We start from the raw sequence: 21,075 nt of genomic DNA on the forward strand, positions 1-21,075 counted from the left end.
TTCAGCCCTATGTTCTTTCAGGAGTGCGCAAATCGGTCATCCTCCATATACTGACGGATATAGCGTAGGAGACACCCGCCATGCGCGCATCCGCCCACGACGCCGTCGTCCGTTCGATCTCGGGCCGGCCGGAGCTTCGCCATCGCGTGACACGGGTACAGGAATGGCGCATCGAACGCACCATGGATGCCGCTGGCTTCGTGCTGTCCATCGTCGGCGCGGACGGCGCAAGCCAATCGTTCTTCGTGGGCGCCACCGACGCGGGCGACATCGGCGAGGTGCTGCGCCGCGAGGCGGCGTGGGCCGTACCGCCGGCCGGAAGAGGCATTCAGGGAGCTATCAAGGAGCAATGAACCGCGCGTCCGGCAGCTCAATGGTCGCTTGCGGACCTACTGCGCCAGCAACCGTGTCAGCGCACGGATGTCGGCCGCGGCGGCAAGGCGCGCAGCATTTTCGATGGCCCGGTAGTGCTTGACGATCTCCTCGCCCACCGGGGTGAGCGCCGTGCCGCCGCCGCGCGAGCCGCCTGCCGCCGTGTTCACGGCCGGAGAGGCCAGCGACTGGTTCATCTCGTCGATCAGCATCCAGGCCCGCCGGTAAGACATGCCCAGCAGCCGGGCCGCCGCCGAGATCGAGCCGGTCTCGGCCACGGCTTCGAGCACCGCGATCTTGCCGGGACCGATGGCGATGGCGTCGTCCCGGTAGACGCGCAGACGGAACTGGACTTTGGATTTCATGTGGGCGCCAAGCGTAAACCAATGCTGGGCGCCATTGTCAGCCTGCAACGGCCGGCAGCCGGGGTGCCGACTGCCGCGGCCGACCGTCTTCAGTGGAAGAACTTGGCGGCGCTCATCAGCGTCTTGTAGACGCCCCAGGCCAGCGGAATGCCCACCGCCAGCCAGGCCAGCGCGACGACCGCCGGGCTCACCGTGTCGGCGCGGCCCGAGCCGGCCCCCACCTCGGCGGCAGATGCCTTCTCGTGCGCCAGCTTCTTCTCGACGGCAAGTTCCTCGTCGCTCATGAAGTGCCTGTCGGCCACGGGGCGCACCAGCAGGTTGGCGATGAAGCCGATCACCAGCATGCCCACGAGGATGTACATGGTCTGGTTGTAGACCTGCTCGCGCGGCAGGCCCAGGCCCAGCTGGTATTCGCGCATGTAGTTCACCACCACCGGGCCCAGGATGCCGGCCGTGGCCCATGCGGTCAGCAGGCGGCCATGGATGGCGCCCACGAACTGCGTGCCGAACAGGTCGGCCAGGTAGGCCGGCACGGTGGCGAAGCCGCCGCCGTACATCGACACGATCACGCAGCACGCGCCCACGAAGAGCAGCTTGCTGCCCGCGCCCGCCGAAGAGGGAATGCTCGCGTACAGGATGCCGCCGAGCACGAAGAACACCGTATAGGTGAGCTTTCGGCCCAGCTTGTCCGACATGCTCGCCCACACGAAGCGCCCGCCGATGTTGAAGAGCGAGAGCAGCGCGGTGAAGCCGCCCGCCACCACGGCGATGGCCGCGAGCTGCGTCTTGTCGAGTTCGCCGTACTTGGCCGGCAGGTCGATCAGCGCGCCGCCGAACACTTCCTGCAGCATGGGCGAGGCCATGCCGATCACGCCGATGCCCGCGCTCACGTTCATGCACAGCACCAGCCACACGAGCCAGAACTGCGGAATGCCCCAGACCTTGCGCACGTGCACGTGGCGCTGCGTGATCATGGTGTTGCTGACCTGCGCCGGAGGCGGCGTCCAGCCTTCGGGCTTCCAGCCCGAGGGCGGCACGCGGTACCCCAGCGCGCCGGCCATCATGAAGACGAAGTAGCCCAGCGCCATGACCACGAAGGTCTGCATCACGCCCACGTCGGTGGCGGTGGAGAAGCGCTTCATCAGGTCGACCGCCAGCGGCGAGCCGATCATCGCGCCGCCGCCGAAGCCCATGATGGCCATGCCGGTGGCCATGCCGCGGCGGTCGGGAAACCACTTGATCAGCGTGCTCACCGGCGAGATGTAGCCCAGGCCGAGGCCGATGCCGCCGATCACGCCGGAGCCGAGGATCATCAGCCAGAACTGGTGCAGGTGGATGCCCAGTGCCGACAGCAGCATGCCGCCGCACCAGCACAGCGCCGACACCACGCCGGCCTTGCGCGGGCCCGCGCGTTCGAGCCAGCCGCCCCACAGGGCCGCCGAGCAGCCGAGGAAGACGAAGAACAGCGTGTACATCCAGCCGAGGGTGGCCACGCGCCAGTCGCAGTTGGTGGCGAAGAGCTCGGCGAAGAAGCTCATGTCCTTGGCGCAGGACTGCGCGCCGGTGCCGGCGGTGCCCAGCGCCTTCGACAGCGGCAGCCAGAACACCGAGAAGCCGTAGGCCATGCCGATGCACAGGTGGATGGCCAGTGCGGCCGGTGGAACGAGCCAGCGGTTGAAGCCGGGGCCCGCGATGATGCGTTCCTTTTCCAGGAAGCCGGGCTGCGGTTGCGCCCCTGCTCCAACGATGCGCTCTCCTTCGAGAACGCCTGCAGATGAACCTGCCATATTTCTCCTTGTTCGCCGGATGTGTAAGTTTTTGCTAATCCGGGGCGCGGAGTGTCTGCGAACGGTTTAAGCGCCGTCAAATTCGATCAGGGCATGGCCTGATTCAATAACTAAATGAGAGCGGCAAAGAGAGGCCGCCGATCAATCGCCCAGCGACCCGTCATGCTCCTGCAGATGCGCCTGCCATTCGGGCGCCTGCATGAATGCCAGCGCGGCCTCGAGGGCGCGGGAAGCGCGCACGCCGTCCTGCGTCATGAAGCCGATGGGCGTGCGCACGTCCGGCCCCACCAGCGGCAGTGCTTCCAGCTCTCGGTGGGTGCGCACGGCATCCACCATGCCGCCGGGCAGCACGCTGCAGACCTTGCCCGCGCTCACCGCGAGCGCGAGCGCCAGCACCGAATTGGTCTCGATGGCCGGATTCACCGGCGCGCCCGCTTCGCGCAGCGCCTGGTCGACGATGGCGCGGTTGTGCATGTCGGAGGTCAGCAGGCACAGCGGCAGCTTGCCCGCCTCGGCCCAGGCGATGGGCTCGCCGATGCGCAGTTCGTCAGACGATGGCTTATTCGCACGGCGCAGCAGGAAGTAGTGCTCCACGCTCTGCGGCCAGGCGCTGAGCTTGATGCCCGGGAGGTGCATGCGCTCGGTGTAGCCCAGCGCGAGGTCGATGGAGAGGCTCTCCAGTCCCGTCTCCAGGTCCTGCGAACTCATCGAGAGCACCGCCGGCACGATGCCCGGGTGCCGCTCCTGCAGCATGGCCGCGAAGCGCGAGAGCATCGGAATCGCCGTAGGCACGGCCGCCATGCGCAGGCGCCCGTGCGGGTTGTCCACGTCGCTGCGCAGTTCCTGCAGCAGCACCTCGTTGTCGCGCAGCATGCGCTGGGCCGTGGCCAGCACGCGCTCGCCCTCGTGCGTGAGGCCCACGTACACGCGGGCCCGCTTGACGATGACGACACCGAACTCGGTCTCCAGCGCGCGCAGCGCATTCGACAGGGCCGGCTGCGTGATGTGGCAGGCCTGGGCCGCGCGGCCGAAGTGCTTGTGCTCGTTCAGCGCCACCAGGTAGCGCATCGAGGCGAGCAGGTTCATCGGGAAAGGCCGTTCTTCAGGTGTTCTTGCTGATCGAGATCGTCGGGAACTTCGCGGAAAAGTCCTTCGCCTTCTCTGCGATGCCCACGGCCACGCGGCGGGCGACCGCCTTGTAGATGCCGGCGGCCTCGCTGTCGGGCTGGGATACCACCGTGGGCGCCCCGCTGTCGGCCTGCAGCCGGATATTGATGTCCAGCGGCAGCGCGCCCAGGTACTCCATCTGGTACTCGGCCGCCATCTTCTTTCCGCCGTCGGCGCCGAAGATGTGCTCGGCATGGCCGCAGTTCGAGCACACATGCACCGCCATGTTCTCGACGATGCCCAGGATCGGCACGCCGACCTTCTCGAACATCTTGATGCCCTTCTTGGCGTCGAGCAGCGCGATGTCCTGCGGCGTGGTGACGATCACCGCGCCCGTCATCGGCACGCGCTGGCTCAGCGTGAGCTGGATGTCGCCGGTGCCCGGGGGCATGTCGACGACGAGGTAGTCGAGGTCTTTCCAGTTGGTCTGGCGCAGCAGTTGCTCCAGTGCCTGGGTGGCCATGGGGCCGCGCCAGATCATGGCCTGGTCCTGGTCGACCAGGAAACCGATGGACATGACCTGCACGCCGTGGCGCTCCATCGGCTCCATGGTCTTGCCGTCGGCGCTGTCGGGACGGCCTTCGATGCCCATCATCATGGGCTGGCTGGGGCCGTAGATGTCGGCGTCGAGCAGGCCGACCGTGGCGCCTTCGGAGGCCAGCGCCAGCGCCAGGTTGGCCGCCGTGGTGCTCTTGCCCACGCCGCCCTTGCCGGAGGCCACCGCGATGATGTTCCTGACGTTCGGCATCAGCTGCACGCCGCGTTGCACCGCGTGGCTGATGACCTTGGTGACGATGTTCACCGACACGTTCTCCACGCCCGGCAGCGCCTTGGCGGCCGCCACCAGTTCCCTGCGGATGGCAGCGTGCTGGCTCCTGGCCGGGTAGCCGAGTTCGAGGTCGAACGAGACGTCGCCCTCCGAGACCTGGAGGTTCTTGAGCGAGCGGGTCGCCGCGAAAGGCTTGCCGGTGTTAGGGTCCTGGACAGCCTTGAGCGCCTCCATGAGCCCTTCTGGGGTGAGTGCCATTGATCAAACTCCTGAATGGCCGGTAGTCTAAGGCGCTCGCCAAGCTGGCACCCCGAGCCCTTCCAATAGCCCGACAACGAACAAAAATGCCCGACACAAGCCCCGTCACCGGCCTTCTGCTCACCGGGGGCGGCGCGCGGGCCGCCTACCAGGTCGGCGTGCTCGAAGCCATCGCCGAGATCCGCCGGGCGGCCGGCACGGCGATCACCGGCGCGGCCAACCCCTTCCAGGTCATCACCGGCACCTCGGCCGGCGCCATCAACGCGGCGGCGCTGGCCTGCGGCTGCGACGACTTCGACTACGTGGTGGGCCATATCGCCGACGTCTGGGGCAAGTTCCGCGCCGAGCAGGTGTACCGCGCCGATTCGCTCTCGGTGATCGGCAGCGGCACGCGCTGGCGCATGCTGCTGGGCTTCGGGCGCTTCGCGGCCAACTGGATGCGCATCAAGCCGAAGTCGCTGCTGGACAACACGCCGCTGTCGCAGCTGCTGCGGCGCATGGTGCCGCTCGACCGCCTGCCGCAGCTGATGAAGGACGGCCACCTGCAGGCGCTGGCTGTGACCGCGTCGAGCTACAGCTCGGGCGAGCACGTCACCTTCTTCGAGGCGGCCGTGCCGATGGAGCCGTGGGTACGCTCGCAGCGCCTGTCGGTGCGCGACAGCATCACGCACGAGCACCTGCTGGCCTCGTCGGCCATTCCCTTCGTGTTCCCGGCCACGGCATTGCCGATGCAGGGCCACACCGAGTACTTCGGCGACGGCTCGATGCGGCAGTCGGCCCCCATCGCAGCGGCCATCCACCTTGGCGCGCAGCGCATCGTGGTGATAGGCGCGGGCCGCATGCACGAGCCGCGCGACGCCACCGCGCCCAACACCCACAGCGGCTATCCGACCATGGCGCAGATCGCGGGCCACGCGCTGTCCAGCATCTTCCTCGACGCGCTGGCAGTGGACATCGAGCGCCTGCGCCGCATCAACCACACGCTGGGGCTGATCCCGGAAGAGGCGCGCGCGGCGAGCACGCTGCGCCCGCTCGACCTGCTGGTGATCTCGCCCTCGGAGCGCCTGGACGTGATCGCGGCGCGCCACGTCGATGCCCTGCCCGGCGCGGTGCGGCACCTGCTGGGCGGCTCGAAGGTCGCGGCCGACGTGAAGGGCGGCGCACTGGCCAGCTATCTGCTTTTCGAGTCGGCCTACACGCGCGAGCTCATGGCACTGGGGCGCGCCGACACTCTGAAGCAGCGCGACGAGGTGCTGCGCTTCTTCGGCTGGACGCCGGCGGCGGCCTGAGGCTCCCGCCGTTCAGGCTGTTTCAGGCGGTTGGCGGCTCGTCCGCCAGCGCCAGCATCACATCCAGCAGCACGCTCGCGCCGTTGGCCAGCTCGGCCGGTGCCGTGTGCTCCCTCGGGTTGTGGCTGATGCCGCGCTCGCTGGGCACGAAGATCATGGCGGCGGGGCAGATGCGGGCCATCATCTGCGCGTCGTGCCCGGCACCCGAGGTCATGCGCCGGCTCGGCAGTCCTCGCGCGCGGGCCGAGGCCTCGATGCGGCGGACCAGCCCCGCGTCGAACACCACGGGCTCGAAGCGGGCCAGACGGCGCGCCTCGATGGTGACGCCCTCCTCCTTCTCCAGCTCGCGCAGAAGGGCTTCCAGTTCGGCTTCGGCGCGCCGCAGCATCGCCTCGTCGGTGTTGCGCAGGTCGACCGTCAGCGTCGCGCGCGCGGCGATGACGTTGATGAGGTTCGGATGCAAATCAAGCACGCCCACCGTGCCGACCTGGCTGCCGCCGTAGCGCCGCGCCAGGTCGCGCACGAAGACCGCGATGGCCGCCGCGCAGTAGCCCGCGTCGTGGCGCAGCCTCATGGGCGTGGTGCCGGCGTGGTTCGACTGGCCGACGATGGAAATCTCCTGCCACGAGATGCCCTGCAGGTCCTGCACCGCCCCGATGGCCAGGCCCTCGGCTTCGAGCACCGGCCCCTGCTCGATGTGCAACTCGACGAAGGCATGCGGCACGATGGCGCCGCATGCCATGTCGCCCGCGTAGCCGATGCGCGCGAGCTCGTCGCCCAACCGCGCGCCGTCGGTGCCGAGCGTGTCGAGGGCGGCGTCGGGCGAGAGGCCGCCCGCGTGCACCAGCGAGCCCATCATGTCGGGCATGAAGCGCACGCCCTCCTCGTTGGTGAAGGCCGCCACCACGATGGGCCGCAGCGTGCGGCGCCCCCGCGCGTCGAGCCAGCGCACCACCTCCAGCCCAGCCATCACGCCGTAGTTGCCGTCATAGCGGCCGCCGGTGGCGACGGTGTCGATGTGCGAGCCCGTCATCACCGGCGCTGCATCGGTGATGCCCGCGCGGATGCCGAAGATGTTGCCGATGCGGTCGATGCGCACCTCCAGGTCCAGCTCCTTCATCCAGCGCACCAGCTGGTCGCGGCCCTGGCGGTCGGCGTCGGTCAGCGCGATGCGGCAGACTCCGCCGCCGTCGATCGCGCCGATGGCGGCATGCGCCTCGATGCGCGCCATGAGCGCGTCTTCCGCAATGCCCTCGCGCCACAGCCACTGCGCCTGCGCGGCGACGACCTCCTCGCCGGAGCGGCCGGTGATGCCCCGGTAGACGCCGGGCGCCGTCGCGCCCTCGGTGCTGATGAGCAGCACGCGCGCATCGGGGTCCAGCCCTGCGGCATCGCGCGCGGCGGGGTCGGCCGCCAGCGCCTGCAATGCGGCGAGGCCGGCAGCCCCCGATTCGCCGCTGAGCACGGGCACATCGCCAGCATCGCCGTTCGCGAGCGTGCGCATCGCCTGCTCGGCCTGCGCGTCGTTCACCGTCATGAAGACGTCAACGGCGGGCTGCAAGAAACGCCATGCGAGCGGCGATGTCTCTCCGCACGCCAGCCCGGCCATCACCGAATCGACCGACCCCGTCGCGCGGCTCGGGTGACCGTTGCGCGCACTCTGCAGCAGGCAATCGGCCTGCTCGGGCTCGACCACGACGAAGTTGGGACGGGCCGCCCCGTAGCGCTCCCAGAAATGGCTGACGACGCCCGCGGCCAGCCCGCCCACGCCGCCCTGCACGACGACGTGGGTGAAGGGGCACGGCGTATCGGCGGCGCTGCTCTCGAGCAGCTCATCGGCCAGGATGCCGTAGCCCTGCATCACGTCGCGCGGCACTTCCTCGTAGCCTTCGTAGGAGGTGTCGGAAACCACCTCCCAGCCGTTGGCGCGAGCCAGCCGGGCGGCTTCCTCGACCGACTCGTCGTAGTTGCCCGCGATGCGCACGATCTCCGCACCCAGCGCCGCAATCGGCGCCTCGCGCTCCTCGCTGACCTGCGCGTGCAGCACGATCACGCAGCGGCAGCCGATGCTCTGCGCGGCTGCGGCCAGCGCGCGGCCGTGGTTGCCGTCGGTGGCGCTGACGACCACGAAGTCGCGCAGCGCATCGGCATGCCTGCCGGCGAGAAGATCGGCGGGCGTCCAGCCGGCGTCGGGCCAGCGGCGCAGCACCAGCCTCAGCAGGGCCACGGGCGCACCGAGCACCTTGAAGCTGCCGAGCGTCGAGCGCGCCGACTCGTCCTTCACCGTCAGCGCGCCGATGCCGAGCTGCCGCGCGAGCCCCGGCAGCGACCATGCCGGAGTAGGCGCAGGCTGCAGCCGCTTCCATGTCGACAGCCACTGCCGGCTCTCCTTGCCGCGGGCGATGCTCATCACCTCGCGCAGCGATTCGTCGTATGCGCGTCGCCGCGCCTGGGGATTCCTGAAAAGCATGTCGTTCGCTCAATCAATCAGTTGGTGGTGTGGCCCTGCGCGGGCAGGCGCATGCGGACGATCTCCGCGAAATAGCGGGCGCCCGTGGAGAGCACCTCGTCGTTGAAGTCGTAGCTGCCGTTGTGCAACGGCGTGCCGCCGGGCTCGCCCTCGGCGCCGTTGCCCAGGAACACGAAGGCGCCGGGCACGGCCTGCAGGAAGGCGCCGAAGTCTTCCGAGATCATCATCGGCGCCACGTCGGCGTTCACGTTCTCCGCGCCCACCACGGCCGTGGCGGCAGCCACCGCCGTGGGCACGCACCCGGCCCAGTTCGCCGTGGGCGCGAACTCGTGCGTGTAGCTGAACTCGCAGCCGGCACCGTGCATGCGGCAGATGCCCTCGCTGATCTCGCGCATGCGCGCGGCCAGCATGCGCTGCACCTCGGGGTCGTAGCTGCGCGTGTCGCCCTTGATGACGACGTTCGACGGAATCGCGTTGCGGATGCCGTCGGTGATGAACTCGGTGCACGAGACCACCGCCTGCGCGCTGGGGTCGAGCGTGCGCGAGACGATGGTCTGAAGCGCCAGCACGATCTGCGCACCGATCACGATGGGGTCGATGCCCATGTGCGGCCGCGCGGCGTGCGTGCCCCGGCCCTTCACGTGGATCACGAAGTTGTCTTCGCTGGCCATCAGGCCGCCCGCGCGCGTGGCGAAGGTGCCGGCGCGCATGCCGGGCATGTTGTGCAGGCCGTAGATCTCGTCGACCGGGAAGCGCTGGAACAGGCCGTCTTCCATCATGGCCTTCGCGCCGCGGCCGTGCTCCTCGGCTGGCTGGAAGATGAAGCGCACGGTACCGTCGAAGTCGCGCCGCTCGCTCAGCAACTGCGCCGCGCCGAGGATGATCGACATGTGGCCGTCGTGGCCGCAGGCGTGCATCTTGCCGGGCGTGGTGGAGGCGTAGGCGCGGTCGGCGGGCAGCTCGGTGATGTTGAGCGCGTCCATCTCGGCGCGCAGGCCGATCGTGCCCTTGCCGCTGCCCACCTTCAGGTTGGCCACGAGGCCAGTGCCGCCGATGCCGGTGTGCACCTCCAGGCCCAGCGCCTTCAGCACGCGGATGACGAAGGCGGATGTCTTCGCCTCCTCGAAGCCGGTCTCGGGAATCGCGTGCAGCGCGCGGCGCCAGCCGGTGAGCGTGTCGCGCAGGGGTGCGTCTTGGAGGTTCATGGCGGGATGCTATTGACAATGGTGCGAGACAGGTACGCAAAATCGAGGCTTCCGACGCAACGTTTTTGCGCGCACCAAGCATCCGACCAGGCACCCATGACCCCGCTAGACGCCCTCGACCTTCGCCTGCTGGAGCTGATCCAGGCCGACAGCCACATGCCCCAGAGCGAACTGGGCGAGCGCGTGCACCTGTCGACGGCGGCGGTGAACCGAAGGCTCAAGCGCATGCGCGACGAGGGGGTCATCCAGCGCTACGGCGCGGTGTTGTCGCCCGCCGCGCTGGGCCATCCGCTGACCATCGTGGCCGAGGTCGAAGCCGAAAGCGAGCAGATCGAGCGGCTGGACGCGATGAAGAAGAGCTTCAAAGACTGTCCGCAGGTGCAGCAGTGCTACTACGTCACCGGCGAGTGGGACTTCATCCTGGTCTTCGTGGTGCGCGACATGGCGCAGTACACGGCGCTCACGCGACAGCTTTTCTTCCAGAGCAACAACGTCAAGCGCTTCCGAACTCTGGTCACGATGGACCCGGTGAAGCTCAGCCTGGACGTGCCGGTGTCCGGGAGCTGAATTCCGCGCGGCGCGCGTCGGCGGACGGCATCAGCATCGAGCGCAGCAGCAGGGTCACCGCGCAGACGATGGGCAGCAGCGCCAGCAGTCGTCCCGGCTCGAAGGCCAGTCCGGCGGCCACGCCGACGGCGCAGCCGGTTTTGATCCACGGCGCCACCGCATCCCACCCGCGCCGATGCGTCGCGGCAAACCCGACGAGCGCGATCCAGCCATAGAAGCCGCCGAAGACGGAAAAGACCCAGCTCAGCAGGTAGTAGACCGTGTCCATGTCGCGGAACACGATCGCCGTGCCCAGGCTCCGCCAAGTGTGGCGATAGCCGTCGAAAAGAAAGAAACCGGTGGCCGAGGCGGCCCACCAGAAGAAGGCATACAGGCTCGCGATGCCGGCCAGTGCCGCGAGCCACGCGAGCGCGCGGCGCGTGATGTCGTCGAAGGGCATGTGGTCGCGCCACGCGACGGTGTGTCCGTTGTCCATGCAGGGCTCCAGGTGTGTTCGCAATGGAGGCCGAAGTTAGACACCGGGTGTGCGGGCTGCGTGAAGCCCGTGTGAAATGGCGCGATCAGAGGGCGCTCATGAGGCGCTCATGAGGCGCTCAGGGGCCCGTCACCCCGCCTCCGAAATCCCCAGCTCCGAACACACCCGCCCCAGCAGCGCCTTCAGCGACGCCACCTCGGCTTCCAGCCGCGCGACGTTGGCCTTGAGCGCCGCGACTTCGCCCAGCGACACGTCGTGCGACGCCTGCCCCGAATCGGACGACACACCGGCGGGCCGCATGCTTTCCTCGGGCGGCGGACCGCTCAGCAGATGCGCCCAGCGGCTCTCCCGCGCGCCGGGCAGGCGCGGCAGCTTCACCACCAGCGCGCCGGCGGGGCGCTCGGCAAGTTCGTCGAGGAAGCCCTCCACCGACGAGATGTCCGCGAAGTTGTGCATGCGGTCGCAGGCGATGCGCAGCTCGCCCGCCGTCTGCGGGCCGCGCAGCATCAACACGGTCAGCAGGATCACCGACTGCGACGGGATGCGCAGCACGCGGTCGACGTTGTGCTCGTAGCGGAAGGCTCGCCCGCCGCTGGTCTCGGCCACGAGGCTGTAGCCCCGGAGGCTGTCGACGGCGGCCTGCACCTGCGACTCGGTGAGTTCGAGCACCGGGTTGCGGCTGGTCTTCTGGTTGCAGCCCGACACCAGCGAGTTGAGCGTGAGCGGGTAGCTGTCGGGCACGGTGCGCTGCTTTTCGGCGAGCACGCCGAGCACGCGGGTTTCGACCAGGGAGAGGACTGGAAGGGTTGTCGATGACATGGGGGCTCGGAAAAGAAAACGCGGCCGCAGCGGGGCTCAAGCGCCGTTGATGCGGCTGACCAGCGCCTTCGTGAAGGCTGCCGTACCCGCCGTGCCGCCCAGGTCGCCGGTGCGCACCTTGTCGATGTTCAGCGTCTCGTCGATGGCGGTGCGCAGGCGCGTGGCCAGTTCGGGCAGCTTCACGTGGTCGAGCATCAGCGCGGCGGCCAGCAGCAAGGCCGTGGGGTTGGCGATGCCCTTGCCGGCGATGTCGGGCGCGGAGCCGTGCACGGCCTCGAAGATCGCCGCGTCGGTGCCGATGTTGGCGCCCGGCGCCATGCCCAGGCCGCCGACCAGCCCGGCCACGAGGTCGGAGAGGATGTCGCCGAACAGGTTGGTCGTGACCAGCATGTCGAACTGCCAGGGGTTGAGCACCAGCTTCATCGCGCAGGCGTCGATGATGACCGTGTCGAGCTCGAACTTGCCCTTGTACTTCTTCTCGTAGAGGTCCAGGCCGGTCTCCAGGAAGATGCCCGTGAGCGCCTTCATGATGTTGGCCTTGTGCACGAGCGTGACCTTTTTGCGGCCGGTGGCGATGGCAGTCTCGAAGGCGTATTCGAGCAGGCGGCGGCTGCCCTGGCGGGTGTTGATGCCGGTGGCCATGGCCACGGCATGCGGGTCGCCGTCGATGGGCACGTAATGCTCGTGGCCGATGTACAGGCCCTCGAGGTTCTCGCGCACCACCGTCAGGTCGATCTTGTCGAAGCGGCCGCCGGGAATGATGGTGCGCGCGGGGCGCAGGTTGGCGTACAGCTGGAATTCCTCGCGCAGCCGCACGTTCGACGAGCGGTAGCCGCCGCCCGAGGGCGTCTCCAGCGGCCCCTTCAGGGCCAGCCGGGTCTTGCGGATGCTGTCGAGCGTGGCCTGCGGCAGCGGGTCTCCCGAAGCCTTGACGCCGCCCAGGCCGGCGATCTGCGTGTCCCAGGCGAAGGGCGCCTTCAGCGCGTCGAGCGCGGCCAGCGTGGCGTCGACGATCTCGGGGCCGATGCCGTCGCCGGGGATGAGGGTTGCGGGAATGGAGGTGGTGGTCATCGGCTTCGTCTCGCTTTCTGTCTGCGCTTTCTGGGTCGGGGGCTGGAGCATACGTCGCCCGCGCGACAGCGGCTCGTCGAGTGCCCCCACGTTGAGGCCACCTTTGAGGCCCTTCGCCGTTGCTGCCTCGCCGGCAGGCGCCCACGGCCACGAAGCGTCCGGCCCGACGCTCAGCGCTCCTTCGCTGGAAGGCAACTGCCAAGGCGCCAGGGGCGAGCTCGCGGAACCTGCCAAGAGAGCGGCGATACAGGCGGTGAAGTCGATGGCGTGCGGCGTGGGGTCGATGGCGCCATCGGACGCCCCCGGCAGCCATGCAACCTAAAATGCCCGGTTCCCCGTCAGCCACTCCCGAAAGCGCCCTCCCCGATGTCCGCCCCGCGCAAGCTCTTCGTCACCACCGCCCTGCCATACGCCAACGGCAAGTTCCACATCGGCCACATGATGGAGTACATCCAGGCCGACATCTGGGTGCGGAACCAGCGAATGAACGGCGCCGACGTCAACTTCGTGTGCGCCGACGACGCCCACGGCGCGGCCATCACCATCGCGGCCGACAAGGCCGGCGTGACGCCGCAGGCCTTCGTGGCCGAGATCGCCGCGGGCCGCAAGCCGTACCTCGACGGCTACTACATCTCCTTCGACAACTGGCACTCGACCGACGCGCCCGAGAACCATCAGCTCGCGCAGGACATCTACCGCGACCTGCGCGCCAACGGCCTGATCAGTACCAAAAGCGTCGAGCAGTTCTACGACCCCGAAAAGGGCATGTTCCTGGCCGACCGCTTCATCAAGGGCGAGTGCCCCAACTGCCATTCGAAGGACCAGTACGGCGACAACTGCGAGGTGTGCGGCGCGGTGTACGCGCCCACCGAGCTGATCAACCCCTACTCGGCCCTCTCGGGCGCCAAGCCGGAGCTGCGCAGCTCCGAGCATTTCTTCTTCAAGCTGTCGGACCCGCGCTGCGAGGCCTACCTGAAGGAATGGACCGCCGCCGCCGGCCACGTGCAGCCCGAGGTGCAGAACAAGATCCGCGAGTGGCTCTACAAGGACGACGAGGGCAAGGGCGGCCTCGGCGACTGGGACATCAGCCGCGACGCGCCCTACTTCGGCATCGAGATTCCCGACGCTCCCGGCAAGTACTTCTACGTGTGGCTCGACGCCCCCGTGGGCTACTTGGCCTCGCTGAAGAACCTGCTGGACAAGCGCTGCATCGAGCTGGGCGGCGACGGCATCTCGTACACCGAGTACATGGCCGACCCCGAGCTGGAGCAGGTGCACTTCATCGGCAAGGACATCATCACCTTCCATACGCTCTTCTGGCCCGCGATGCTGCACTTCAGCGGCCGCAAGGCGCCCGACGCGGTGTACGTGCACGGCCACCTCACGGTGAGCGGCGAGAAGATGAGCAAGAGCCGCGGCACCGGCATCGACCCGATGAAGTACCTGGCCATCGGCCTGGACCCCGAATGGCTGCGCTACTACATCGCCGCCAAGCTCAACGGCCGCAACGAGGACATCGACTTCAACCCCGAGGACTTCGTCGCGCGCGTCAACAGCGACCTCGTGGGCAAGTACATCAACATCGCCAGCCGCGCGGCGGGCTTCATCGGCAAGCGCTTCGGCGGCAAGCTGGGCGAGGTCTCGGCCGACGGCGACGCGCTGCTGTTCACGCTGCGCGACGCGGCGGCGCAGCTGCATTCGCTCTACGACGGCCGCGACTACGCCCGAGCGCTGCGCGAGGTGATGGCGCTGGCCGACAAGGTCAACGAGTACGTCGACCAGAACAAGCCCTGGGAGCTGGCCAAGAAGGAAGGCGCCGAGGCGCGCCTGCACGACGTGTGCACCGTGTGCATCGAGGCCTTCCGCCTGCTCACGCTGTACCTGAAGCCGGTGCTGCCGGCGCTGGCGCTGAACGTCGAGGCCTTCCTGAAGATCTCGCCGCTGACCTGGGCCGACGCCGCGCAGCCGCTGCCCGCGGGCCATGCCATCGGCGAGTACAAGCACCTGATGCAGCGCGCCGACGCCAAGCTGGTCGACAAGCTCTTCGACGCGCCCGAACCGGCCGCCTCGGCAACTCCGGCCGCAGCCGAGGCGACGGAGCTGCCGGGCGGCGAAGCCATCGCGCCCACCATCACCATCGACGACTTCGCGAAGATCGACCTGCGCATCGCCAGGATCGTGGCCTGCGAGAAGGTCGAAGGCTCGACCAAGCTGCTGCGCCTGACGCTGGACGCCGGCGAGGGCACCGACCCGCAGGGGAGTCCAATTCTTCGCAACGTGTTCAGCGGCATCGCCTCGGCCTACCAGCCCGAGCAGCTGGTGGGCAAGCTCACCGTGCTGGTCGCCAACCTCGCGCCGCGCAAGATGAAGTTCGGCGTGAGCGAAGGCATGGTGCTGGCCGCCAGCCATGGCGACGAGAAGGCCCACCCCGGCATCCACGTGCTCGAACCCTGGCCGGGCGCGACGCCGGGCATGCGGGTTCGCTGACCGGCTTCATTCAGGAAAAGGAACCGCCATGACAGCACTGCTGCGCCGAGCCCTTCTGCTTGCATCGCTTTCGTCCCTGCTGGGCGGCTGCGCGGTGGTGACGGTGGCCAGCACGGCGGTGAGCGTGGGCGCCGGCGCTGTCGGGCTGGCTGCCGACGCGGCCATCGGCACGGCGCGCATCACGGGCAAGGCCGTGGGCGCGGCAGCCGATGCGGTGATTCCCGACAGCCAGTGAACAGGCCCGGCAGGCTCAGTCCGCCAGGCCCAGCCGCGCCACGTGCGGCGGCGTGTGCAACGCCTTTTCCTTGCGCACGAATGCCGACCTGAGACCCGCATGCGGCTCTCGCGCGTCGAAGAAGTTGCGGCGCATGTGGGTCAACTCCTCGTCGCGGTAGCGCTGCAGCGGCTTGATCGACTCGTCCTGCTCGCGCATCGCTTTCTTCCGCGCGATGCGATCGGCCAGCTCCTGCGAAGCGGCCAGTTCCGCAGCCAGCCGGGCCACTTCGGCGCCCAGCTCCTCGGGCGCGGCCTGCAGCACGCGCTGCGCCATGCCGAGTTCGACCGCGCGCTTCGCGCTCACCGGCAGCGCCGACTGCGTGAGCCGCAACGCCTCGCTCTCGCCCACGCGGCGCGGGAGGATATAGGTCCAGTATTCCGAGCCGTGCAGGCCCATCAGCCTGTAGTGCGGGTTGAGCACGGCGCCATCGCGGCACCAGACCTCGTCGGCCGCCAGCGCGAGCATCACGCCGCCGGCCGCCGCGTTGCCGCCGAGCGCCGACACGGTGAGCCGGTCGGTGGTGGTGAGCACCGCCTCGACGAGGTCGTTCATCGCGTGGATGTTGGCCCAAGACTCCTCGGCCGGGTCCTCTGCCGCCTCGATCACGTTGAGGTGGATACCGTTGGAAAAGAAGTCGCGTACGCCGCCCAGCACCAGCACGGAGGTCGGCCGGGTGCAGGCGAAGCGGTAGGCCTCCAGCAGCCGGCAGCATTGCGCGGTGCTCATCGCGCCGCCCGGAAAGCTGAAGTTCAGAACGCCGACCGCGCCCTGCTCGCTGTAGCGAATGTCTGAGAAGGTACGACGGCCCGCCGGCAGCTGCAGCGGCGCCGGCACCTCGGGCACTTCGAAGGGCAGCAGGTCGCCCAGCGCCTCGACGGCCGGCAGCTTGTAGGTGGGCAGGCGCGAGCCGGGTTCGCGCCAGGGACGCAGCTGCTGGATCCACACCGCGCCGTCGACGGTGGCGCGGCAGATGGCGCCGGCGCGGGTGGCGATCAGCTCGCCGGGGCGGCTGCCGCGCAGCTCGTCCTCGGGATGGCCGCCGTGCAGGTACCAGCGCGCACCCAGCAGTTCGTCGAGCACGCCGGGCTGCGAATCGGCCGCGCGCAGCTTGCGCAGCACCGTTTCGGTCGGGTCGGAGGTCCAGTCGATGCGCCGCTCTTCCTGCTTCATGAAGGGCCGCCAGCCGGCGGCGAGCGCGGCGGCCTCCTGCTTCTGCGGCTTGTGCCTGCCCGATGCGAAGCGCTCGACGGCGAGCAGCACGGCGTCGAGCGCCGCGTCGGCCACCTCGCCGCGGTACAGGTCGCTCTTGCCGGCCAGCGGCGGCAGCTTCAGCGGCGACCAGGCCCAGACGTCGCCCGCGTCCATCTCGGCCACGGCCTCGAGCACGGTGACGCCCCAGCTTTCGGCGGCGCCCTGCAGTGTCCAGTCGAGCGACGAGGGGCCCCGGTCGCCGGGCGGGCCGGGGTGCACGATCAGGCAGGTGTGGGCGGTCCAGATGTCTTGCGGGATCGCCGTGGTCAGCATCGGCGCCACGATGAACTGCGGCGCATGCACCCGCACCGCCTCGCGCAGTGCGTCGTCATTGCCGAGGGCCAGCGTCACGCCGACGGTGTGGCCCTGGTCCTGGAGTTCGGCGAGAACCCGTTGCGTCAGGCTGTTGAACGCGCTCGCGACAAGCAGGATGTGCATCGGACGGCCCCGGTAATGTCGGTGACTAAATGTCAATGAATGTCAAAAATGTATCTGCAACCTTTCTTCCGGATAAGTTGACTGAAAGTTCGCACGGCGGCCTCGCCGCTGTTTTCATTCGACGTAAGAGAGCGGCAGCGCGGTGGTGAACTTGATTTCCTCCATCGCGAAGCTGGAGCTCACGTCCGACAGGTCGGTGTCGGCGATGAGGCGCTTGTAGACCTTGTCGTAGGCCGCGATGTCGGGAACGACCACGCGCAGCAGGTAGTCGATGTCGCCGCTCATCCGGTAGAACTCGACGACCTCGGGAATCACGTCGACCACTGCCTTGAAGTGCTCGAACCAGGCCTGCGAGTGCGTGCGGGTGCGCACGGCGACGAACACGGTGACGCCCACGTTCACCTTCTGCGGGTCGACCAGCGTCACGCTGCGGGTGATGACGCCGGCCTCCTTCAGGCGCTGGATGCGGCGCCAGCACGGTGTCTGCGAAAGGCCGACCCGCGCGGCCAACTCGGCGACCTGCCATTCGGCGTTCTGCTGCAGCAGTTCGAGGATCTTTCGATCCATGGAATCAATTTTTATCTTCTTCATGTTTTTGAGAATCTGATTCTCAAATACTGAAGAATCGGAGCCTGGAACGCAAGCCTTTTCCCGATGCGGCTTTGCAGAATCCTGTCCATGGAAATCTATCTGGACGCCAACGCCACCACCCCCGTCCTTGCCCAGGCCCGCGCCGCGGCGCTCGCCGCCATGGCCGGCGATTTCGGGAACCCCAGCAGCATCCACACCACCGGCCTGAAGGCCCGGGCGCTGATGGACGCCGTGCGCACCCGCGCCCGCCGGGTGATCGGCGCGCCCTCGGGGCGGCTGCTGTTCCTCAGCGGCGCGACCGAAGGCATCCAGACCGCCGTGCTCTCGGCCCTTAGCGCGATGCGTGCCCGGCGCCAGGCCGGCGACACCACCGCCGATCTGCTGCTCTACGGCGCGACCGAGCACAAGGCCGTGCCCGAGGCGCTCAAGCACTGGAACGCGCTGCTGGGCCTGAACCTGGAGGTGCTCGCCATTCCCGTGGGCCGCGACGGCCGCCACGATCTCGGCTGGCTGCGCGCCCATGCGCCGCGCGCCGGCATGGTTTGCACGATGGCGGCCAACAACGAGACCGGCGTGGTGAGCGATCTCGACGGCATTGCCGCCGCGCTCGCAAGCAGCCCGGCACTGTGGATGGTCGACAGTGTGCAGGCCCTGGGCAAGCTGCCGCTGTGGCTGGGCGAGCGGCCCATCGACTACGCGCCTTTCTCCGGGCACAAGCTCTATGCGCCCAAGGGCATCGGCATGCTGTACGTGCGCCAGGGCGCGCCCTTCACGCCGCTGATGGCCGGCGGCGGCCAGGAAGACTCGCTTCGCTCCGGCACCGAGAACATGTCGGGCATCGCGGCGCTGGGCGCCGTGCTGGAGGCGCTGGAGGAAGGTGGGACCTTCCAGGACCACGGCACGCTCGCCGCCTGCCGCGATCGCCTCGCCGCCGCGCTGCGCGACGCCTTCCCCGGCCTGGTGTTCAACGCGCCGCCCGAGCTGTCCCTGCCGACCACGCTGAACTTCTCGGTGCCCGGCCTGAGCTCGAAGCTGCTGCTGGACCTGTTCGATGCCGCCGACATGCGCGTCAGCGGCGGCTCCGCCTGCGGCGCATCGAAGGCCCGGCCGAGCTACGTGCTGGAGGCGATGGGGCTGCCCGCGTGGCGCACCGCCTCGGCGGTGCGGCTGTCCTTCGGCCCGGCCGCCGACGATGCCTTCATCGACGAGGCATGCGCCCGCATCCGCGCATGCGGCGAATCGTTGCGCGACAGCTGCCTGAGCACCACGCCGCAGAGCCACGCGCTGCCGCCCGAGCGGCTGACCCGCTTCGTGGTCGATGGCGCCTGCTGCTACCTGCTGGCCGATGTCGCCAGCCGCCGCTGCGTGGTCATCGACCCGCTGCCCGAGCTGACCGGCCAGCTCACGCAATGGCTGGGCTGCCACGGGTACACGCTGGCCGCCGTGCTCGACACGCACAGCCATGGCGACCACGCCTCCTCCGGCCCCGAGCTGCTCGCCGCCGTGCCCGAATCGCAACGCGAGGCCGGCCCCGTGGACGCGCTCGGATGGCCGCAGGGCGCGCAGCAGATCGGGCTCGGCGCGCAGCGGCTCACCAGACTGGCGCTGCCCGGCCACACCGCAGACTCCACCGCCTACCTGCTGCACGATGCCGGCGGCCTGCGCCTGGCCTTCGTCGGCGACACCCTGATGCCCGGCGCGCTGGGGCGCAGCGACTTCGCTCAGAGCGAGCCGCTGGCCTACGGCCCCTCGCTGCTCAAGCTGCAGCAGGCGCTGCAGCCGGGCACGCTGATGCTTCCGGGCCACGACTACGACGACCGCTTCGCCGCCACGCTGGACACCGAATGCGCGGCCCAGCCGCTGCTGAGGCAGGTGCTCTCCGGCGCCCTGGACGCGGCCGGCTTCGCGAGCGCCAAGGAGGCGCTGGAACGCGGCCTCGCGCTCACCGAATACCAGACCATGGCCTGCGGCGCCCGTGTCGACACCTGCACCGCCGGCCCGGCCTTCGACCTGAGCCCCGAGGCCCTGTCCACCCTGCAGCAGGCGCACCCCGGCCTCGTGCTGGTCGACGTGCGCGAGCCCTACGAGCAGCGTGTCGGCCACGCGCCCGTGCTGGACGCGGCGACCCGGCTGCAGGCCGTGCCGCTGTCGAGGCTGCCCAACGCCCTGCCCGACTGGCTGGCGCTGCCCGAAGAGACGCCGGTGGTGTTCTTCTGCCGCAGCGGCAACCGCAGCGCGCAGGCCGCCAAGGCTCTGCGCCGGCTGGGCCATGCGCAGGCCTGGAGCCTGGCCGGAGGGCTCGCGCTGTGGCCGCGAGAATCATCCGCCGAAGCGCTGCATGCGCAGGCCGCCTGACCTCTTGAAAGCCCCAGTGAATCTACGCCGCGAACTTCTCCTCACCGCTTGCGCACTCGGCATGCTGCCGTCCGCCTTCGCCCAGCGCCGCTCCGACTCCGTCGAAGGGCGCTTCGGCAAGCTCGACGGCATGCGCTTCGAGCAGTTGCCCTTCCAGGACGCGATCAAGGTCGTGCACGGCGACGGCAAGCGGCAGATCGCGGTGTTCTCCGACCCGAATTGCGGCCATTGCAAGCGCGTCGACAAGGACCTGAAGGCGCTCGGCAACGTCACGGTGCACGTGTTTCTCTATCCGGTGCTGGGCGAGGATTCGTCGGCCAAGGCGCGCAATCTGTGGTGCGGCGGCAGGAACAGGGCCGCAGCGTGGGAAGCCTGGATCGAGAAAGGCGCCGAGCCCACGTCATCCGCCGGCGGCTGCGACACGTCGGCGCTGCAGCGCAATGCCGCGCTCGGGCGCAGGCTGGGCATCCGGGGCACGCCCGCGCTGGTCTTCGGCGACGGCACCTTCGTGCCTGGTGCGATTCCCGTGCGCTGGATCGAGCAATTGCTCGCGACCGGCCGGAGCTAGGGGGCTTCGGTGCCGCGATCGGGCGAAGAGCCGCTGCGCACCACGCGCTGGTCGTCGTCGAGCGTGGCGGTGAAGACCATGGCCGAGTTCGGCGGCTGCACCCAGCGCCATTCCCATTCGGTCTCGCGCCTGAGCGCGTAGGGCGTGACCTTGGCGGGCTTGCCCAGCATCTTGCGCAGGTCTTCCATCATCATGCCGGGCTGCACCTTGGCGAAGTTCTCGGGCGTGAGCACCTGCCGCAGGGCGCTCATCTTCCCGTCGGTGCCGATGGTGATCATGTAGTTCTTCTGGCCCGCGGGCTGGCGGTTGTACTCGAACACGCGCGCGCCGCCCGCGCCGTCCCAGATGTTCTCGGGCTGGCCGAAGCGGGCCCGCACGTCGGCCTCGGTGGAGACACCTTCCTCCAGTTCGCCGATGTTCTTCGAGTCGCATGCGGCGAGCCCGATCGCAGCCGCCAGACACCCGATTGCCATGCCGATCCGCCACCCTTGAAG

Annotated in this window: 19 protein-coding genes and 1 pseudogene; 7 read left to right on the top strand and 13 right to left on the bottom strand. The window is 69.0% G+C overall.

Annotated features, from left to right (window positions below; translation table 11 throughout):
* Positions 1-80: 80 nt before the first annotated feature.
* Positions 81-353 carry a hypothetical protein gene (locus ABL843_RS24430; protein WP_184642512.1) on the top strand — a complete coding sequence of 91 codons (273 nt, stop codon included), beginning with the start codon at positions 81-83 and terminating at the stop codon, positions 351-353.
* A 36-nt stretch (positions 354-389) separates the two neighbouring features.
* On the opposite strand, the gene ABL843_RS24435 is transcribed toward ABL843_RS24430, so the two are convergent.
* The 4 genes from ABL843_RS24435 to apbC all read right to left on the bottom strand — a co-directional run bounded on the left by ABL843_RS24435 (position 390) and on the right by apbC (position 4,718).
* Positions 390-737: a winged helix-turn-helix domain-containing protein gene (locus tag ABL843_RS24435; protein ID WP_126024752.1), complete on the bottom strand. Its 348-nt coding sequence runs from the start codon at positions 735-737 to the stop codon at positions 390-392.
* Positions 738-826: 89 nt separating this feature from the next.
* Positions 827-2,524 (bottom strand): OFA family MFS transporter, encoded by a 1,698-nt coding sequence (locus ABL843_RS24440; RefSeq protein ID WP_418117638.1) that lies wholly within the window; start codon positions 2,522-2,524, stop codon positions 827-829.
* A gap of 141 nt (positions 2,525-2,665) precedes the next feature.
* Positions 2,666-3,610: a LysR family transcriptional regulator gene (locus tag ABL843_RS24445; RefSeq protein ID WP_126024750.1), complete on the bottom strand. Its 945-nt coding sequence runs from the start codon at positions 3,608-3,610 to the stop codon at positions 2,666-2,668.
* A 16-nt stretch (positions 3,611-3,626) separates the two neighbouring features.
* On the bottom strand, positions 3,627-4,718 hold the full coding sequence (apbC, locus tag ABL843_RS24450) for an iron-sulfur cluster carrier protein ApbC (protein ID WP_184642514.1): 1,092 nt from the start codon (positions 4,716-4,718) through the stop codon (positions 3,627-3,629).
* An 86-nt stretch (positions 4,719-4,804) separates the two neighbouring features.
* Between apbC and ABL843_RS24455 the strand changes: the two genes are divergently transcribed.
* Positions 4,805-6,007 (top strand): patatin-like phospholipase family protein, encoded by a 1,203-nt coding sequence (locus tag ABL843_RS24455; RefSeq protein ID WP_418117639.1) that lies wholly within the window; start codon positions 4,805-4,807, stop codon positions 6,005-6,007.
* Between the two features lie 22 nt (positions 6,008-6,029).
* On the opposite strand, the gene ABL843_RS24460 is transcribed toward ABL843_RS24455, so the two are convergent.
* From ABL843_RS24460 to ABL843_RS24470, 3 genes and pseudogenes are all read right to left on the bottom strand, one after another.
* On the bottom strand, positions 6,030-7,238 hold the full coding sequence (locus tag ABL843_RS24460) for a M20 family metallo-hydrolase (protein WP_369662404.1): 1,209 nt from the start codon (positions 7,236-7,238) through the stop codon (positions 6,030-6,032).
* A gap of 39 nt (positions 7,239-7,277) precedes the next feature.
* Positions 7,278-8,477, bottom strand: a pseudogene (locus ABL843_RS24465) (diaminopropionate ammonia-lyase); the annotation flags it as partial.
* A 17-nt stretch (positions 8,478-8,494) separates the two neighbouring features.
* Positions 8,495-9,682 (bottom strand): M20 aminoacylase family protein, encoded by a 1,188-nt coding sequence (locus tag ABL843_RS24470; protein WP_418117640.1) that lies wholly within the window; start codon positions 9,680-9,682, stop codon positions 8,495-8,497.
* Positions 9,683-9,778: 96 nt separating this feature from the next.
* Here ABL843_RS24470 and ABL843_RS24475 point away from each other — a divergent pair, with 96 nt between their 5' ends.
* The gene (locus ABL843_RS24475; RefSeq protein ID WP_184642518.1) at positions 9,779-10,249 is read left to right on the top strand and encodes an Lrp/AsnC family transcriptional regulator; all 471 of its coding nucleotides are present in this window, start codon (positions 9,779-9,781) and stop codon (positions 10,247-10,249) included.
* Here the strand turns inward: ABL843_RS24475 and ABL843_RS24480 are convergent.
* The 3 genes from ABL843_RS24480 to ABL843_RS24490 all read right to left on the bottom strand — a co-directional run bounded on the left by ABL843_RS24480 (position 10,218) and on the right by ABL843_RS24490 (position 12,614).
* Entirely contained in the window at positions 10,218-10,724 is a 507-nt protein-coding gene (locus tag ABL843_RS24480; protein WP_184642519.1) for a hypothetical protein, read from the bottom strand. The two genes, ABL843_RS24475 and ABL843_RS24480, sit on opposite strands and share 32 nt — an antisense overlap.
* A 129-nt stretch (positions 10,725-10,853) precedes the next feature.
* Positions 10,854-11,543 carry a YceH family protein gene (locus ABL843_RS24485; RefSeq protein ID WP_126024743.1) on the bottom strand — a complete coding sequence of 230 codons (690 nt, stop codon included), beginning with the start codon at positions 11,541-11,543 and terminating at the stop codon, positions 10,854-10,856.
* A gap of 36 nt (positions 11,544-11,579) precedes the next feature.
* A complete protein-coding gene (locus ABL843_RS24490) occupies positions 11,580-12,614 on the bottom strand; it encodes an isocitrate/isopropylmalate dehydrogenase family protein (RefSeq protein ID WP_418117642.1) in 1,035 nt (344 codons plus the stop codon).
* A 366-nt stretch (positions 12,615-12,980) separates the two neighbouring features.
* Here ABL843_RS24490 and metG point away from each other — a divergent pair, with 366 nt between their 5' ends.
* Both metG and ABL843_RS24500 read left to right on the top strand, forming a co-directional pair.
* Positions 12,981-15,101 carry a methionine--tRNA ligase gene (metG, locus tag ABL843_RS24495; protein ID WP_418117644.1) on the top strand — a complete coding sequence of 707 codons (2,121 nt, stop codon included), beginning with the start codon at positions 12,981-12,983 and terminating at the stop codon, positions 15,099-15,101.
* A 28-nt stretch (positions 15,102-15,129) separates the two neighbouring features.
* A complete protein-coding gene (locus tag ABL843_RS24500) occupies positions 15,130-15,336 on the top strand; it encodes a hypothetical protein (protein WP_184642525.1) in 207 nt (68 codons plus the stop codon).
* Positions 15,337-15,351: 15 nt separating this feature from the next.
* Here ABL843_RS24500 and ABL843_RS24505 read toward each other — a convergent pair whose 3' ends face one another.
* Both ABL843_RS24505 and ABL843_RS24510 read right to left on the bottom strand, forming a co-directional pair.
* Complete coding sequence (locus ABL843_RS24505) at positions 15,352-17,067, bottom strand: enoyl-CoA hydratase-related protein (protein ID WP_418117645.1); 1,716 nt, start codon at positions 17,065-17,067, stop codon at positions 15,352-15,354.
* A gap of 114 nt (positions 17,068-17,181) precedes the next feature.
* Positions 17,182-17,643 (bottom strand): Lrp/AsnC family transcriptional regulator, encoded by a 462-nt coding sequence (locus ABL843_RS24510; protein ID WP_311737092.1) that lies wholly within the window; start codon positions 17,641-17,643, stop codon positions 17,182-17,184.
* A 102-nt stretch (positions 17,644-17,745) separates the two neighbouring features.
* Between ABL843_RS24510 and ABL843_RS24515 the strand changes: the two genes are divergently transcribed.
* Together ABL843_RS24515 and ABL843_RS24520 are read left to right on the top strand one after the other, a co-directional pair.
* Complete coding sequence (locus tag ABL843_RS24515) at positions 17,746-20,013, top strand: aminotransferase class V-fold PLP-dependent enzyme (protein WP_418117646.1); 2,268 nt, start codon at positions 17,746-17,748, stop codon at positions 20,011-20,013.
* Positions 20,014-20,074: 61 nt separating this feature from the next.
* Positions 20,075-20,581, top strand: a complete 507-nt coding sequence (locus ABL843_RS24520) for a DsbC family protein (RefSeq protein WP_184642529.1) — start codon at positions 20,075-20,077, stop codon at positions 20,579-20,581.
* Here the strand turns inward: ABL843_RS24520 and ABL843_RS24525 are convergent.
* Positions 20,578-21,054 (bottom strand): outer membrane protein assembly factor BamE, encoded by a 477-nt coding sequence (locus ABL843_RS24525; RefSeq protein WP_184642530.1) that lies wholly within the window; start codon positions 21,052-21,054, stop codon positions 20,578-20,580. The two genes, ABL843_RS24520 and ABL843_RS24525, sit on opposite strands and share 4 nt — an antisense overlap.
* Positions 21,055-21,075 lie beyond the last annotated feature (21 nt).

Source organism: Variovorax sp. 350MFTsu5.1 (genome assembly GCF_048302515.1).
GTDB classification, from domain to species: Bacteria; Pseudomonadota; Gammaproteobacteria; order Burkholderiales; family Burkholderiaceae_C; genus Variovorax; species Variovorax guangxiensis.